The 14,289-nt window shown below is 70.2% G+C and carries 13 protein-coding genes and 2 tRNA genes; 13 read left to right on the top strand and 2 right to left on the bottom strand.

Features of this window, described 5'->3' with window-relative positions; all coding sequences use genetic code 11:
- The first annotated feature begins 47 nt into the window (after positions 1 to 47).
- The 6 genes from rph to ABD194_RS06645 all read left to right on the top strand — a co-directional run bounded on the left by rph (position 48) and on the right by ABD194_RS06645 (position 4,125).
- On the top strand, positions 48 to 842 hold the full coding sequence (gene rph, locus ABD194_RS06670; RefSeq protein WP_343989280.1) for a ribonuclease PH: 795 nt from the start codon (positions 48 to 50) through the stop codon (positions 840 to 842).
- Positions 839 to 1,459 (top strand): RdgB/HAM1 family non-canonical purine NTP pyrophosphatase, encoded by a 621-nt coding sequence (gene rdgB / locus ABD194_RS06665; protein WP_343989278.1) that lies wholly within the window; start codon positions 839 to 841, stop codon positions 1,457 to 1,459. The genes rph and rdgB overlap by 4 nt, the downstream gene beginning before the upstream one ends.
- The gene (locus ABD194_RS06660) at positions 1,456 to 3,018 is read left to right on the top strand and encodes a molybdopterin-dependent oxidoreductase (protein WP_343989276.1); all 1,563 of its coding nucleotides are present in this window, start codon (positions 1,456 to 1,458) and stop codon (positions 3,016 to 3,018) included. Before rdgB ends, ABD194_RS06660 begins: the two co-directional genes overlap by 4 nt.
- Positions 3,019 to 3,096: 78 nt before the next feature.
- Positions 3,097 to 3,177, top strand: a tRNA-Leu gene (locus ABD194_RS06655).
- Positions 3,178 to 3,368: 191 nt separating this feature from the next.
- On the top strand, positions 3,369 to 3,842 hold the full coding sequence (gene bcp, locus ABD194_RS06650) for a thioredoxin-dependent thiol peroxidase (protein WP_343989274.1): 474 nt from the start codon (positions 3,369 to 3,371) through the stop codon (positions 3,840 to 3,842).
- A 28-nt stretch (positions 3,843 to 3,870) separates the two neighbouring features.
- A complete protein-coding gene (locus ABD194_RS06645; protein WP_343989272.1) occupies positions 3,871 to 4,125 on the top strand; it encodes a DUF3618 domain-containing protein in 255 nt (84 codons plus the stop codon).
- Positions 4,126 to 4,294: 169 nt separating this feature from the next.
- On the opposite strand, the gene ABD194_RS06640 is transcribed toward ABD194_RS06645, so the two are convergent.
- Positions 4,295 to 4,367: transfer RNA gene (locus ABD194_RS06640), tRNA-Lys, on the bottom strand.
- A 581-nt stretch (positions 4,368 to 4,948) separates the two neighbouring features.
- Here ABD194_RS06640 and ABD194_RS06635 point away from each other — a divergent pair.
- A complete protein-coding gene (locus tag ABD194_RS06635; protein WP_343989270.1) occupies positions 4,949 to 5,551 on the top strand; it encodes a DUF1269 domain-containing protein in 603 nt (200 codons plus the stop codon).
- Between the two features lie 33 nt (positions 5,552 to 5,584).
- Positions 5,585 to 6,646 (top strand): YihY/virulence factor BrkB family protein, encoded by a 1,062-nt coding sequence (locus tag ABD194_RS06630; protein ID WP_343989268.1) that lies wholly within the window; start codon positions 5,585 to 5,587, stop codon positions 6,644 to 6,646.
- Between the two features lie 340 nt (positions 6,647 to 6,986).
- On the opposite strand, the gene ABD194_RS06625 is transcribed toward ABD194_RS06630, so the two are convergent.
- Positions 6,987 to 7,448 carry a hypothetical protein gene (locus ABD194_RS06625; RefSeq protein ID WP_343989266.1) on the bottom strand — a complete coding sequence of 154 codons (462 nt, stop codon included), beginning with the start codon at positions 7,446 to 7,448 and terminating at the stop codon, positions 6,987 to 6,989.
- On the opposite strand from ABD194_RS06625, the gene ABD194_RS06620 reads away from it, so the two are divergent.
- The 5 genes from ABD194_RS06620 to ABD194_RS06600 all read left to right on the top strand — a co-directional run bounded on the left by ABD194_RS06620 (position 7,435) and on the right by ABD194_RS06600 (position 14,278).
- Positions 7,435 to 7,983 (top strand): hypothetical protein, encoded by a 549-nt coding sequence (locus tag ABD194_RS06620; RefSeq protein WP_343989264.1) that lies wholly within the window; start codon positions 7,435 to 7,437, stop codon positions 7,981 to 7,983. The genes ABD194_RS06625 and ABD194_RS06620 overlap by 14 nt on opposite strands.
- A 348-nt stretch (positions 7,984 to 8,331) precedes the next feature.
- Positions 8,332 to 9,744: an alpha-amylase family protein gene (locus ABD194_RS06615; protein WP_343989262.1), complete on the top strand. Its 1,413-nt coding sequence runs from the start codon at positions 8,332 to 8,334 to the stop codon at positions 9,742 to 9,744.
- On the top strand, positions 9,741 to 12,416 hold the full coding sequence (locus tag ABD194_RS06610; protein WP_343989260.1) for an MGH1-like glycoside hydrolase domain-containing protein: 2,676 nt from the start codon (positions 9,741 to 9,743) through the stop codon (positions 12,414 to 12,416). Before ABD194_RS06615 ends, ABD194_RS06610 begins: the two co-directional genes overlap by 4 nt.
- Before the next feature lie 160 nt (positions 12,417 to 12,576).
- Entirely contained in the window at positions 12,577 to 13,131 is a 555-nt protein-coding gene (locus ABD194_RS06605) for a hypothetical protein (RefSeq protein ID WP_343989258.1), read from the top strand.
- 28 nt (positions 13,132 to 13,159) lie between these two features.
- Complete coding sequence (locus tag ABD194_RS06600; protein ID WP_343989257.1) at positions 13,160 to 14,278, top strand: DUF4331 family protein; 1,119 nt, start codon at positions 13,160 to 13,162, stop codon at positions 14,276 to 14,278.
- The last annotated feature ends 11 nt before the right edge of the window (positions 14,279 to 14,289 follow it).

Here is a 14,289-nt window from a genome sequence, read left to right as displayed (position 1 = left end):
GGGCCCGCGGTTGGGGGAGACGGCGCAGTCATGGCTAGCCTCGAGCCATGACTGACCGACATGACGGCCGCGCCCCCGACCAGACGCGCGAGGTGCGGATCACGCGCAACTGGCTCGACCACGCCGAGGGGAGCGTGCTCGTGGAGTTCGGGCGCACCCGGGTGCTCTGCGCGGCGTCCTTCACCGAGGGCGTCCCGCGGTGGCTCAAGGGCAAGGGCACCGGCTGGGTGACCGCCGAGTACGCCATGCTGCCCCGCGCGACCAACACGCGCTCCGACCGGGAGAGCGTCAAGGGCCGCATCGGCGGACGCACCCACGAGATCAGCAGGCTCATCGGCCGCAGCCTGCGCGCCGTCATCGACACGAAGGCCCTCGGAGAGAACACCATCGTCCTCGACTGCGACGTGCTCCAGGCCGACGGCGGCACCCGCACCGCCGCCATCACCGGGGCCTACGTCGCTCTGGCCGACGCCATCGAGAACGCCCGCGGCAGGGGACTCGTCGCCAAGAAGGCGCAGCCGCTGACCGGCTCGGTGGCTGCCGTCTCGGTGGGCATCGTCGGGGGCCGTGCCGTGCTCGACCTCGACTACCCCGAGGACTCGACCGCCGAGACCGACATGAACGTCGTCATGACGGGCGACGGACGGTTCATCGAGGTCCAGGGCACCGCCGAGGGTGCGCCGTTCGACCGGGACCTGTTGGGGGAGCTGCTGGACCTCGCGACCCGGGGCTGCGCGGACCTGACGGAGCGCCAACGCGCTGCCCTCGCTGCCCCGCTGCCCCGAGCCGGCGGGTTCGCGGGCGATCCCGCCACCGCCACGGACGACGGGGTGGTCGCGTGACGAAGGTGGTCCTGGCCACCCGCAACGCGCACAAGGTCGAGGAGCTGCGCGACATCCTGGCCGACGTCAGTGCCGAGCTGGGCCTCGAGATCGTCGGGCTCGACGGCTTCCCCGACGCGCCCGAGGTCGTCGAGGACGGCGTGACGTTCGAGCAGAACGCCATCCTCAAGGCGGCCTCCGCGGCGCACGTCACGGGGCTGCCAGCCCTCGCCGACGACTCCGGACTCGCCGTCGACGTCCTCGGTGGGGCTCCCGGCATCTTCAGCGCGCGATGGTCCGGGGGCGGAGGCGACAGTGCCAACCTCGACCTGCTGCTCGCGCAGCTGGCCGAGGTGCGCGACGAGCACCGCGCCGCCGCGTTCGTCTGCGCAGCCGCACTCGTCCTGCCCGACGGGCGCTCTGCCGCCGAGCTCGGCCGGTTCCCCGGCACCATCGCCCGTCGGCCGCGGGGCGGCAACGGTTTCGGTTACGACCCGATCTTCGTCCCATCCGACCAGGCGGCCGGCGACGAACGCACACTGGCGGAGTACGAGGCGGACGAGAAGAACCAGGTGTCGCATCGAGCACTCGCCTTCCGTGCACTCGTGCCGCACCTGAAGGAGCACCTGAGGCCATGACCACGACCAGCCCGGCCACCCGTCCCGAGATCTTCCCCGAGCAGCCGGCGCGTCCGCTCTGGTGGGGAGCCCTCGACGGGGTGGTGGCCGGGCTGCTCACGGTCGGGCTGGCGACGCTCGCGGCGTCCGTGCTGACCGGCGTGGCGCCCTCCTCGGGCCAGCCGGCGCCCATCGCCGCGGTGGGTGGGGCGTTCATCGACCGGACGCCGCCGTGGCTCAAGGACGTCGCGATCGCGACGTTCGGCACCAACGACAAGCGGGCCCTCCTCGTCGGCACCGTCGTCGTCCTGACGCTCGCGTGCGCGGCCATCGGGATCCTCACCCTGCGCCACCTCGTCGCCGGGCTGGTGACCTTCGCCGTCATCGGTGCGGTCGGGGTCGCTGCGGTGCTGACCCGGCCCGGCGCCGGTCCGCTCGATGCGCTCCCGACCGTGCTGGGGACGGTCGCCGGCCTCTGGTTCCTCAACCGCTGCGCTCGACCCGTGGGCACGCCGGGCGCCGCGAACCCGGGTCGACGCTGGCTGCTCGGGGGCGCGGTGGGCGCCGCGGCGGCATACGCGGGAAGCCTGCTCGGCGGCGGCTCGACGGCGGCCGCGGTGTCGCGCGACACGCTGGCGCGCACGCCGCTGAAGGGGACGAAGCTGGCCATCCCCGCGGGCGCAGATCTCGGCGTCCCCGGCCTGACCCCCTACATCGTGCCGAACGAGGACTTCTACCGCATCGACACGGCCATCGTCGTCCCCCGCGTCGACGCGAACGACTGGAGGCTCAAGGTCACCGGCATGGTCGACCGAGAGGTCGAGATCGACTGGAAGAGCTTGCAGTCCAAGCAGATGCAGGAAGCCCTCGTCACGCTGACGTGCGTGTCCAACGAGGTCGGGGGAGACCTCGTCGGCAACGCCGTCTGGACCGGGTGGCCGGTGCGCGAGCTGCTCGCCATGGCCGGCCCGCAGGCCGGCGCCGACATGGTGCTCCAGACGAGCGTCGACGGCTTCACCGCCTCGACACCCCTGGCCGCCCTGACGGACGACCGCAACGCCCTGCTCGCCGTCCGGATGAACGGCGAGCCGCTGCCCTTCGAGCACGGCTTCCCCGTACGCGTCGTGGTGCCCGGGCTCTACGGCTACGTGTCGGCGACGAAGTGGGTGACCGAGCTCAAGGTGACGACGTATGCCGCCGACGTGGCCTACTGGACGCCGCGTGGCTGGTCGCCCACGGGCCCCATCAAGACGGCCTCGCGCATCGACGTGCCCAAGGCGGGTGCGGTGGTCCAGGCCGGCACCGTGGCCGTCGCCGGCGTCGCGTGGGACCAGCACACCGGCATCTCGAAGGTGGAGGTGCAGGTCGACCAGGAGCCCTGGGCGCCGGCCCGGCTGGCCGTCGACGCGAGCATCGACACCTGGCGCCAGTGGGTCTACGAGTGGGACGCGACGCCCGGCAGCCACGACATCCGCGTCCGTGCCTACGACGCGAAGGGCAAGGTGCAGTCACCGCTCGAGGCGCCCCCGGCGCCTGACGGAGCGACCGGTATCCACGTGGTCACCGCCCGGGTCCAGTGAGAGGGCCCGGGCTGGCGGCGTCCCCGTGCGCCCATGTGGGCGCGGCCGCCGTCTAGAGTGGGGCCGCGCACCTCGCGAGCGGACGTGGTGGAACTGGTAGACACGCAGGATTTAGGTTCCTGTGCCCTAGGTGTGCGGGTTCGAGTCCCGCCGTCCGCACCCAAACCGGGACCCCGGCCGGCGTCCGTCGACGTGTCCGACTCGCCGTGCTGCGTGCCGACGGCGCGCGCCGGATGGGTACGGGACGTGCACCGATACGATGCCCGAGAGGCACACGTCCAGCGCGGGATCCGGTCGAGCCGCACCGGCGTGACGGCCCACCGGAACGCGCCCACCCGAAGGAGCACACTGTGACGTCGAGACTCGAGCCCGGCGAGGAGGCCCCGGCGTTCAGCCTTCCCGACGACACCGGTCGGTCCGTCAGCCTCTCCGACTTCGCGGGCCGCCGCGTCATCGTCTACTTCTACCCGGCGGCGATGACGCCCGGCTGCACGAAGCAGGCCTGCGACTTCAGCGAGTCGCTCGAGTCGCTGAAGAGGGACGGCTACGACGTCGTCGGCATCTCCAAGGACAAGCCCGCGAAGCTCGCGAAGTTCCGGGAGCGCGACCAGCTCACCATCCCGCTGCTGAGCGACGAGGACCTCACGGTGCACACGGCATACGGCGCCTGGGGCGAGAAGAAGCTCTACGGCAAGACCGTCGAGGGCGTCATCCGGTCGACCTTCGTGGTGGACGAGGAGGGCAAGGTCGCCCACGCGTTCTACAACGTCAAGGCGACGGGCCACGTGGCCAAGCTCCGTCGCGACCTCGGCATCGCCGACTAGAGTCCCACCCTCCCCGAAAGGAAGCCACATGAGCGACACCGCACGCATCGAGCAGGACATCGAGGCCGCCCGCGCGCGGCTCGAGGGCACGGTCAACGAGCTCGCCTACCGGGCGCAGCCGCAGGTCATCGCGCAGCGGCAGATGCAGGGGCTCCGGCTGCGCCTCGACGCCGCGACGCACACGCCGGACGGCGAGCTGCGCATCGAGCGCATCGGGGCCGTCGTCGCTGCGGCGGTCGTGGTCGTCGTCGCCGTCGGGCTGCTGCGTCGCCGGCGGCGCTGACCGCCGCTCCAGGGCTACAGCGGTACGAACAGCAGGCAGGGACGCGGACGGCGTCCCTGCCTGCTGGCGCTCCCGGACTGGCGTTCCCGGACGGTGGCCGGGGATGCCCGTCAGCGGGGGAGATGCAGAAGGCCCCCGCCCGGATCTCTCCGGACGGGGGCCTCAGAAGTGCGCCGTCAGGGACTCGAACCCCGAACCCAGTGATTAAGAGTCACTTGCTCTGCCAATTGAGCTAACGGCGCAACGAGGAGAAACGTTATCAGCCGCCCTGCGCCGGAACAAAATCGGTGTGCCCCAACGCTTCGCGGCCTCTAGGCGCCCGCCATGGCCGTCGAGAGCAGCGTCAGGGCGAGGCCCAGGACGATGGCTCCGACGATGACTCCGACAGTGATCCGTTGCGCTCGCTTGCTTCCCATCAGCATGCAGCCATTGTGGCGGACGACGCGGTGCGGACCGGTCGGCGGTTGCCCGCCGGCCGGCCCGCACGTCGTCCGTTCGCCACGTCGACGACGCCGGAGTCGGCGTCACTCGCCGTCGGCGCTCGGGATGTGACCGACCGGCACCTGCGACGCGCGTAGATGCGTGCGTCGCCGCGGCAGATGTCGGGGATGACGTCGAACTGCGGGAAAGTCGTGCTCGGAGCAGGAGCGGAGCTCTCAAACCAAAGAGTCTCCCGACTCACCGGGGCGGTTCAAGCACCGTTTCATCTTCGGAGAGTGATCTGGCCCAGATCTGTCTTTCCTAGCCTGAAGGGGCGGTCGCGCTCAAGTGTCCTGACGGGCGGGGGCGCAGCCGCTGGACCTTTCCTGATGAGGAGACGCTCGTGTCAGAAGATGTAGACAGCTCCGCGGAGCCGCAGGTGACCGTCGTTGGTGCCGTGTCCGACGGCGCGTACACCCTGCTGATCGCGGACTTCGCGAACACGACGAGCGCGCAGGAGGCATACGGCGCTCTCAAAGAGGTCGAGGACGGCCGACATGTCGAGATCGAGGGCGTCATCGTGGTGAAACGGGAGGCTGACGGAAAGGTCGAGGTCCAGAGGGCGACCGACCACACGACCCGGCGCGGCCTCACGTGGGGAGTCGTTGGTGGCGCGGCTCTGGGGCTGATCTTCCCCCCGTCGATCCTCGGGAGCGCCGCGGTTCTAGGGGCTGCAGGGGCGGCGGCTGGCAAGGTGGGTCAGCTCCACCACCGGCATGAGTTGGCGGACGAGCTGGAGTCCGCGATCGAGCCGGGACATTCCGGCATCGTGGCCCTTGTCTCCGACCCCGCAGCTGTCGAGCTCCGGCGAGCCCTCGAGATGGCCAACACGATCGTCATGACTGCCATCGACGATGTCGTCGCCAAGGACGTCAAAGCTGCCGCCAAGGAAGCTGAAGAGGCCGAAGGTCAGGCCGCCCAACGCACGGACAACAACGGGCAGTAGGCAGCGAGCGACCCGCACGGCAGCAGTCTGTCGATGGGATCGGGGCCATGCCGCTGGCGGATGCCGAAGTCGCTCGTCGAAGTTCCTCCCCAGCTGACCCGGTCGGATCCGAGGCACGACGACGGGAGCTGGGACTCGGAGTCGCTCGGCGCCATCCCCGGGGAGACCCTCGACCCGCCGGCGCAGCAGCTGCCTCGGCGCATCCGCCGTCTCGAGTCCCGAGGGGATGGGCTGGGAAAGGGCCTGCGGCTGGTTCTACGCACGAGCCGTCGCTTCGTCGGGTCACGGGCCACCCTGTTGGCGGCAGGCACGACGTACTACCTCTTCCTCGCGCTCTTCTCGACGCTCACGCTGGGGTACGGCCTGAGCGCCGCGTTCGGTGCCGAGCGGCTGTCCGCGTACATCACCGAGGCGGTGTCAGCGGCCTTCCCGGGTTTGGTGGGCCAGTCGGGCCTGGACGCCAGCGCGCTGCGCGGCCTGGGGCAGGTCACCTCGTTGGTCAGCGCAGTCGGCCTGCTCTACGGGGCGACGGGGGCGGTGCTAGCCGCCAGTCGGTCGGTCCACGCCATCTACGGCGCCCCTGTCAACACTCGCGACCTGGTCCGCGTGCGGGTCTGGGCCTTCGGCTGGTTCCTCGTGCTGGCGCCTGTCGTGCTGCTGTCGTTCGTGAGTGCCACCATCACGACGGATCTCTCCCGCCGGCTCCTCGATGCCCTCGGCGTGGACTGGACCGGCCCGGAGCTTCTCCTCGGCGTCGCGGCGCTGGCTTTCGCGGTGCTGCTGAACTTCGTCTGGATCTACTGGGTGCTCGGGTGGCTCGGGGGTATCCGGCCACGCCGTTGGGCTCTCATCAGAGGAGCGGGGCTCGGCGCTCTGGTGATCGAGGTGCTCAAGCAGGCGATGGCGCTGCTGGTGGGGTTCGTCCTCCGCCGGCCGCAGTACGGCGCGCTCGCGGCCCCGATCGGGATCCTCTTCGTGCTGTACCTGCAGTCCGTTGCCCTCTACGCGGTGGCGTCGTTGACCGCGGCTCTGGCGCAGACGCGGGGGAGTGACCCACCCGGCAGAGCCCGTCCGGACGACCTGTCCCATGGGTGAACCGCTGGCGCATCGTCGGGCTCGGGTACCAGTGCGCGAACGTCTCGGCCGTCCAGTAGACGAGCATCGTTGCCACTACCGCCGCAGCCGCGTGTACCTGGTTCCGTGGTGGCCCCCGGCCGGCTCCTTCCTCGGTCGAGGGCCGTCAGCCGGTGGCCCAACACCACCGGGCCCCGGCGCCGTCCGTGTGTGGGGCGTCGTCTGTGCGTGGGCCTCGCTAGGGGGAACAGGCGCGCGGGAGCAGGGGAGTGACCCGCCGAGTAGGGGGTTGCCCACATGCCGCCTTCGGCTCATCGGCCGGCGCCGCACCGGTCCCCCTGGTCAGGGCAGTGAGGTCTACTCAGCTCCCGGCCTCGGCAGGCGTGCCGTCCATCGGACCGGCAGCCGGGTCCACCGGCCCCAGCGCCGCCCGCAACCGCTGGCGGGCGTAGTCGATGACGGCACGGCGGGCCCTGAACTGCTCTGGGGTGCCGGGTTCCGTTGTGATGTCCGAGCTCACTGCCCGCGCGAGCTCGAGCACGAGGGTCCGGAGACTCGTAGCCCGCGTAGCGCGCGCCTCGTCCGGCGCATCGCCGGTCAGCGCGTGCAGGTCCTCGTCGATCTGCAGCAGTCGCGGTTGCGCGGCCATCCAGATGGTCTGTGCCTCAGCGGTGCTCGTCCGTGCCAGCACCTGCGAAGTCAACGAGTCCTCGACCCACGACGCCTCGTCCTCGGACCCCCTGAGTCGCTCGTCCCATGCCTCCAACACGGCCTGGTCGCGGCGTCGGCGAAGCAGCCACCACCCGAGCATGCCGAGCACCACCAGTGCGAGGAAGACCCATGGCCACCACGTGGTCTCCGAGTCCGACGTGGCGGTCGCCGCTGCGGCCTCCGGAGGCGCGGCCGGAGCGGTCGCGGTAGGGCTCGGGGTCCCGGTCGCGGCGGCGCTGGAGCTCTTGGAGGGTGTCGGCGCGGGGACCCCGCCGGCGGGTGCGCTCTGGGTCACCGTCTCGGTCACGGTGCTCGTCAGCGTGCGTGTCTGCGTGTCGATGCGGGTCACTGTGGGCGTCCCTACCGGCGTTTCCGGGGGAGTGGACTCGCTCTGGCTCGTCGGCAACGTGAGCGTGGGCAGCCGCACACTGCTGGGCTTGGTGGTGGGCAGCGTTGCACCCGGCGGCGACGCCGCGGACGGTGCGGCACTCGTTGAGGCGGTCGCACTGGACCCTCGGCCGCTGGGCAGCGACGTGGGCAGCGAGATGGAACCGGTGCCTGAGCAACTCGTCAGGAGGCCCAGAACCGCGAGCAGGCTCAGCGTGAGGGAGATGCTGGTGCGGAGCCCGGGTGCGTGCCATGACTGATCGTTCACGTTCGCAACAGGTCAGGGCGTCACTCACCCGGGGTGATATGCCGTCATCTCCCCCTGAGCGGGTGACGTGACCAACCCCGTGCTGGGACATCCTGCGACTGGGACCCGGGAGCGTCCGCCACGAGGGCGACGACGTTGCGAGCGTGGTGGACGTGGCAGGTGGGCCCCTCGGCACCGGGTCCGGCCGCTCGTCGTGATCCGTCGTGTGCCCGGATCGAAGGGGGAAGCGATGGAGGACCACGACCGATCGCGTGAGGGGAGCGTGCCGCCGCACCCGCTCTTGCTCGAGATCGACACGTGGCCGTGGCTGAACGGCTTGGCCCGATCCGAGGGTCGTCCAGTGCTCCTGGGAAGTGTGCCGGCGGCCGTGTGGGACGCGGTCGCTGAAGGCGGATACGACGTGGTGTGGCTGATGGGCGTCTGGCAGCGGAGCCCGGTCGGGGTCGCCCTGGCCCTGGGCGACCTCGACCTGGTGAGGTCTTTCGAGGCCGCGCTGCCCGACTACACGGACGAGGATGTGGTCGGCTCGCCGTACTGCATCCGGGACTACGTCGTCGACGAGCGCCTGGGAGGACCTGCCGGCCTTGCCACGGCGCGAGCCGAGCTGCGGGCCCGGGGCCTGGGGCTGCTGCTGGACTTCGTGCCCAACCACGTGGCGCCGGACCACCCCTGGGTCTCCGGCCACCCTGACCGCTTCGTCCTCGGTGAGCCGGCGGACCTCGAGCAGGACCCCGCGACCTTCGTCGAGCTGGGCGGCCGCGTGTTCGCCCACGGCCGCGACCCCTACTTCCCGGCGTGGCCCGACGTCGTGCAGCTGAACGCCTTCTCGGCGGCGCTGCGCGTGGCCGCAGCGGAGACCCTGCTGGACATCGCCGGCCAGTGCGACGGGGTCCGGTGCGACATGGCGATGCTGATGATGGATGACGTGTTCGCCAGCACGTGGGGAGATCGTGTCGGACCTCCATCGACGACGCCGTACTGGCCTGAGGTCATCGGCGCCGTGCGCGGCAGCCATCCCGGCTTTCTGTTCGTCGCGGAGGCGTATTGGGATCGAGAGTTCGCGCTGCAGCGGCAGGGCTTCGACCACTGCTACGACAAGCGGCTCTACGACCGCCTCACCAGCAGCGACACATCGGGTGTCGAGGCTCACTTGTCTGCGGACCCGGACTACCAGGCGAGGTTGCTCCGGTTCATCGAGAACCATGACGAGCCGCGCGCGGCCTCCGTGCTCGGACCCGAGCAGCACCGGGCCGCCGCGATCGCCACCTTCACGCAGTGCGGTGCCCGGCTCGTGCACGACGGGCAGACGACCGGCCGGCGTACGCATCTGCCGGTCTTCCTGGGCCGGTTCCCCGAAGAACCGGACGACGAGGAGCTGAACGCCTTCTACCACCGCCTCCTCGACGCCCTCGCCGACCCGACCTTCCGCACCGGGGAGTGGCGGTGGTGCCGCACCCTGCCGTGGGCTGACGATCCAGGGACGTCGCCGATCCTGAGCTGGTGCTGGACGGGCGACACGCGTTGGCTGGTCGCCGTCAATGTCTCGGAGCGTCGCTGCAGCGCCCGCGTGGCTGGTCCTTGGCCCGACCTGAGGGGCGGGACCGTGCGCCTGCACGACCCGACACAGGACGTCACCTACCACCGCACTGGCAATGACCTGAACGACGGGATGTACGTCGAGCTGCCGCCCTGGGGCTGGCACCTGTTCCGCATCGACGACGGCTCCGCGGCATTTGAAGGAGAAGCCTCATGACCGGCGACGACACAGCTGAACACCGCCGCCTTGCCGAGACGACGGGTAGGGCTGACGACGACCTCTTCTCAGCGAACCCCTGGTACGAGTGGGGTCCCTACCTCTCGGAGCGCGCCTGGGGCACGGTGCGCGAGGACTACAGCGCGGACGGTGACGCGTGGTCGTCGTTCCCGCACGACCACGCCAGGTCGCGGGCCTACCGCTGGAACGAGGACGGGATGGCGGGGATCTCCGACATCCGCCACGAGCTGTGCCTCGGCCTGGCGTTGTGGAACGGCCGCGACCCGATCCTCAAGGAGCGCATGTTCGGCCTCACGGGGCCCCAGGGCAACCACGGGGAGGACGCCAAGGAGTACTGGTGGTACCTCGAGGGCCTGCCCAGCCACGCCCTGCTCCAGTGGCGCTACCACTACCCGCAGGCGGAGTTCCCGTACGAGCGTCTCGTCGAGGAGAACGCGCGCCGCGGCCTCACGGACTTCGAGTTCGAGCTCATGGACACCGGCGTCTTCGACGAGGGGCGCTACTGGTCCGTCGACGTGACCTACGCCAAGGCCTCGGCCACCGAGCTCTACATGTCCATCGAAGCCACGAACCACGGGCCCCTGGAGGCGACCCTGCACGTCCTGCCCACGCTCTGGTTCCGGAACACGTGGCGCTGGTCCCAGCGCACCGACCTGCCCAGCCTGTCGCTCGACGCGGACTCGATCGCGGTCGAGCACCCTCGGCTCGGCGGCTACCGGCTACAGGCCGCCCCAGGCGCAGACGGCTCCCAGCCGCGAGCCCTCTTCTGCGACAACGAGACCAACCTGGCGCGACTGTACGGCGCTTCCCGGATTACTGCGTTCCCGAAGGACGGGATCAACGACCACGTCGTCGGCGGTGCCGACACCGTGAACCCGGACCAGCGGGGCACCAAGGCCGCCTTCTGGTACCAGCTGACGGTTCCAGCCGGGGGGACCAGACAGGTCCGCCTGCGCCTCCACCGGCCGCAGGCCGCGTCGCCGTGGGACGAGCAGGCGTGCGACCGGGTGATCGCGGCCCGACGCAGGGACGCCGACGAGTTCTACACGGCACTCGGGCCCGACCTCGACGAGGAGCGGATGCGCGTGCTCCGGCAGGCCGCCGCAGGTCTGGTGTGGAGCAAGCAGATGTACCCCTACCGGGTGAGCCGATGGCTGGACGGCGACCCGGCCGGGCCGCCCCCACCGGAGTCCCACCGGCACATCCGCAACGCCGGCTGGCGCCACCTCGACGCCTTCGACGTGCTGGCGATGCCGGACCCGTGGGAGTACCCGTGGTTCGCCGCGTGGGACCTCGCCTTCCACGCGATCGCCTGGGCCCATCTCGACCCGGCGTTCGCCAAGTACCAGCTCACGGTGCTCTTGCGCGAGTGGTTCCAGCACCCGAACGGCGCCCTCCCGGCATACGAGTGGAACTTCGACGACGTCAACCCTCCCGTCCACGCGCTCGCGGCGCTGCGCGTGTTCGTCCTCGACGGGTCCACCGACACGGCATTCCTGGAGCGGGTCTTCCAGAAGCTCCTGCTGAACTTCACGTGGTGGCTGAACCGCCAGGACGCGGACGGCAACAACCTCTTCGGCGGCGGCTTCCTGGGCTTGGACAACATCAGCCCGGTGGACCGGTCCCACCTGCCCGACGGGGTCCGGATCGAGCAGGCGGACGGCACCGCCTGGATGGCGGCCTACTCCCTGGCCATGTCGATCCTGGCGCTGCTGCTCGCGAACGAGAACCCCGTCTACGACGACATGGTCGTGAAGTTCCTCGAGCAGTTCGTCATGATCTCCGAGGCGCTCGAGGCCTCTGGTCTCTACGACGCGGACGACGGGTTCTTCTACGACCGGCTCATCGACGCCGCCGGCAACCGCACGCCGGTCAAGGTCCAGACCCTGGTCGGTGTCATCCCCATCCTGGCCACCGTCGGCGTGCCCCTCGAGCAGGTGCAGCGGCTCGCCAGCCTTCGCAAGGCCGCGGCTCGCCGCCTCGATGACTCCGAAAGCGACGAGGGCCAGGTCTTCCCGATCCGGGAGTCCGGTGGCGTGCCCCGTGCCGTCGTCTCGCTGGTGACCCCGGAGCAGGCTCGCCGCACGCTGACCCACCTCCTCGACGAGGGCGCCTTCCTGTCGCCGCACGGGCTGCGTTCCCTGTCCCGCAGGCACGCCGAGCCGTATGCCGTCCCGGGGCTGCCCGGCGCCACCATCGACTACGAGCCGGCCGAGTCCACCACCTCCATGTACGGCGGGAACTCGAACTGGCGGGGCCCGGTCTGGATGCCGACGAACTACCTCGTGGTGCGATCGCTGTTGCTCTACGACGAGCTGCTCGGCCCGGACTTCACCGTCGAGCACCCCACCGGCTCAGGTCGGCAGCACACGCTCCGCGAGGTGGCCACCGACCTCGCCGACCGCCTCATCGGCATCTGGCTGCCCGACGGGTCCGGCCGGCGTCCCGTCTCCGGCGGGCAGCGACTCCTGGCCGAGGACCCGGCATGGAAGGACAACCTGCTGTTCTACGAGTACTTCCACGGCGACAACGGCGCGGGACTCGGGGCCAGCCACCAGACCGGATGGACGGCGCTCGTGGTCGACCTGCTCCTCGACCCGCCCAGCCGAGCCCGGAAGGTGTTCGGCCGCCGGTTCCCTCCCGCCGGGTGAACCAGACAGTCTGAGCACGCGACATCAGCGGCATGTGCGGTACATGCCGTACGCGGATCTTCCTATCACTCCTACGGAGTGATGCCGTTCGGTGAACGCTCGGCGGAGATTGGGGGTTGTCGGCGTCTCAGGTGCGCCACCGAGACCAGGAGGCACCGAGATGACCGCGACAGGCGGGGTAGACACTGGCCGCCGCCCTGGCGTCCGGGTTGGGTCGACCAGCGAGTTCAGCCTGTTCTTCCGCGTCACGCCAGGTCACGCCGAGGAGCTGCGCAAGGCATTGACCGCGCTGATGGACTCCCCGGGCTATCGGCCGGGTGATTACGAGATGGCGGTCGCCAACATCCACGAGGCCAGATTCGTGATGTTCGACGATGACACGCGGCTGCTGTTCGCCACGAGCTTCGACGGCTCATGGGACGCCTACATGGAGGACTTCGCGTCCGCTGGGCCGCTGAAGCTGTTCGACGCGATCTTCCGTCACACCGAGGCCTATGACGGGCTGCCGGACGTGGCGGCGGTCAAGTCCTTCATCCTCGGCGCCCAAGTGAGCGCCGGGGCTTACGCCCGCAACTACCCGGGCACCGTCAAGGAACTTCGGAGGGCGCTCCGCCTCGAGGCCGCGTTCGACGAGGTCCTGGACGACCCCGAGGCCGAGACCGCGCTGAGCCACCCCGCGCTGAAGCCGTTGCTCGACGAGGCAGCGGACGCGTGACCCGCCAGAAAGTCGAATAGGGAACACGGTGTCAGATCACATCTCGGGGCCACGCGCGCTCGCGGACCCCATCGCAGACATCACCGATGTCTACGCGTTTCCGAGTCCGGAGCGACCGGGCCGGCTCGTGCTGGCCATGAACACGCTGCCGTTCGCCCCCGTGGACGGGCGTTTCTCCGACGGGCTGATCTACCGCTTCCGGCTCCGCCCGGTCGACGTCAACCCCGACGAGCGCCGCGTCGGGACGGCGGTCTCGCCGGAGTGGGTCCTGGACTGCGTGTTCGACGACGGCGCAGCGGCCGGCACTCAGACGGGTCGCCTCACCCTGCCCGATGGTGAGGTGACCTCCTTCGAGACGCTCGGACACTGCGTGGACGACGGGTCCGCGGTGCGGGTCTTCGCCGGGCCTCGCTGGGACCCCTTCATCATGGATGCGCCAGCCGGCCTGCGAACGATCGCCGAGCAGCGGCTCTCGTTCACCGACCCTGGGTCGATCTTCCTCGACGGGAAGAACATCCTGGCCATTGTCGTGGAGCTGGACTGCGAGAGAGTGCTGGGACACGTGGGCCCCGTCGCAGTGGTCGCGGAGACGCGAACCCGCGGCACGCTTTCGGTGCGGATCGAACGCGTCGGGCGCCCGGAGGTCAAGAACCTGCTCCTGGGGCCGAAGCAGTTCGACCAGGTCAACCGTGACCTGGAGATCCGGGACCTCTACAACATGGAGGACGCGTTCCACCTCGGCAGCTCGTACACCGGTGCCTACCGGGCAAGGCTGCATGCGAACCTCGCTTTCTGGGACGGGCTGGACGGTGTGGTCCAGTGGCCGCTGGACGCGTCCGGCGTGCACCCGCTGACCGAGCTCGTCCTGGCCGACTACCTCGTGGTCGACCCGTCGCGTCCGTACGCGGAGCAGGGTTCCTTCCTTGAGATCGAGCGTGCTGTGTTGGCGGGCCAAGCGCCGCGCACCTGCGGCGGTCGGGCGCTCAACGACGACGTCATCGACATCCTCTACACCTTCTGGATCAACGGTGGCAGCGGCCCCGTGATCACTGACGGCGTGGACGCTGCGAGCCGTCCGGCGTCGACTGCCTTCCCCTACCTGTCGCCACCCAACCCAGAGCCACCGACACCACCCGAGCATTTTTGAGCATCCGGAAC

The sequence above is a fragment of the Terrabacter terrae genome, from assembly GCF_039529575.1.
Taxonomy (GTDB): domain Bacteria; phylum Actinomycetota; class Actinomycetes; order Actinomycetales; family Dermatophilaceae; genus Terrabacter; species Terrabacter terrae.
The sequence above is the reverse complement of the archived record's forward strand: the minus strand, read 5'-3'. Positions and strand labels throughout refer to the sequence as shown.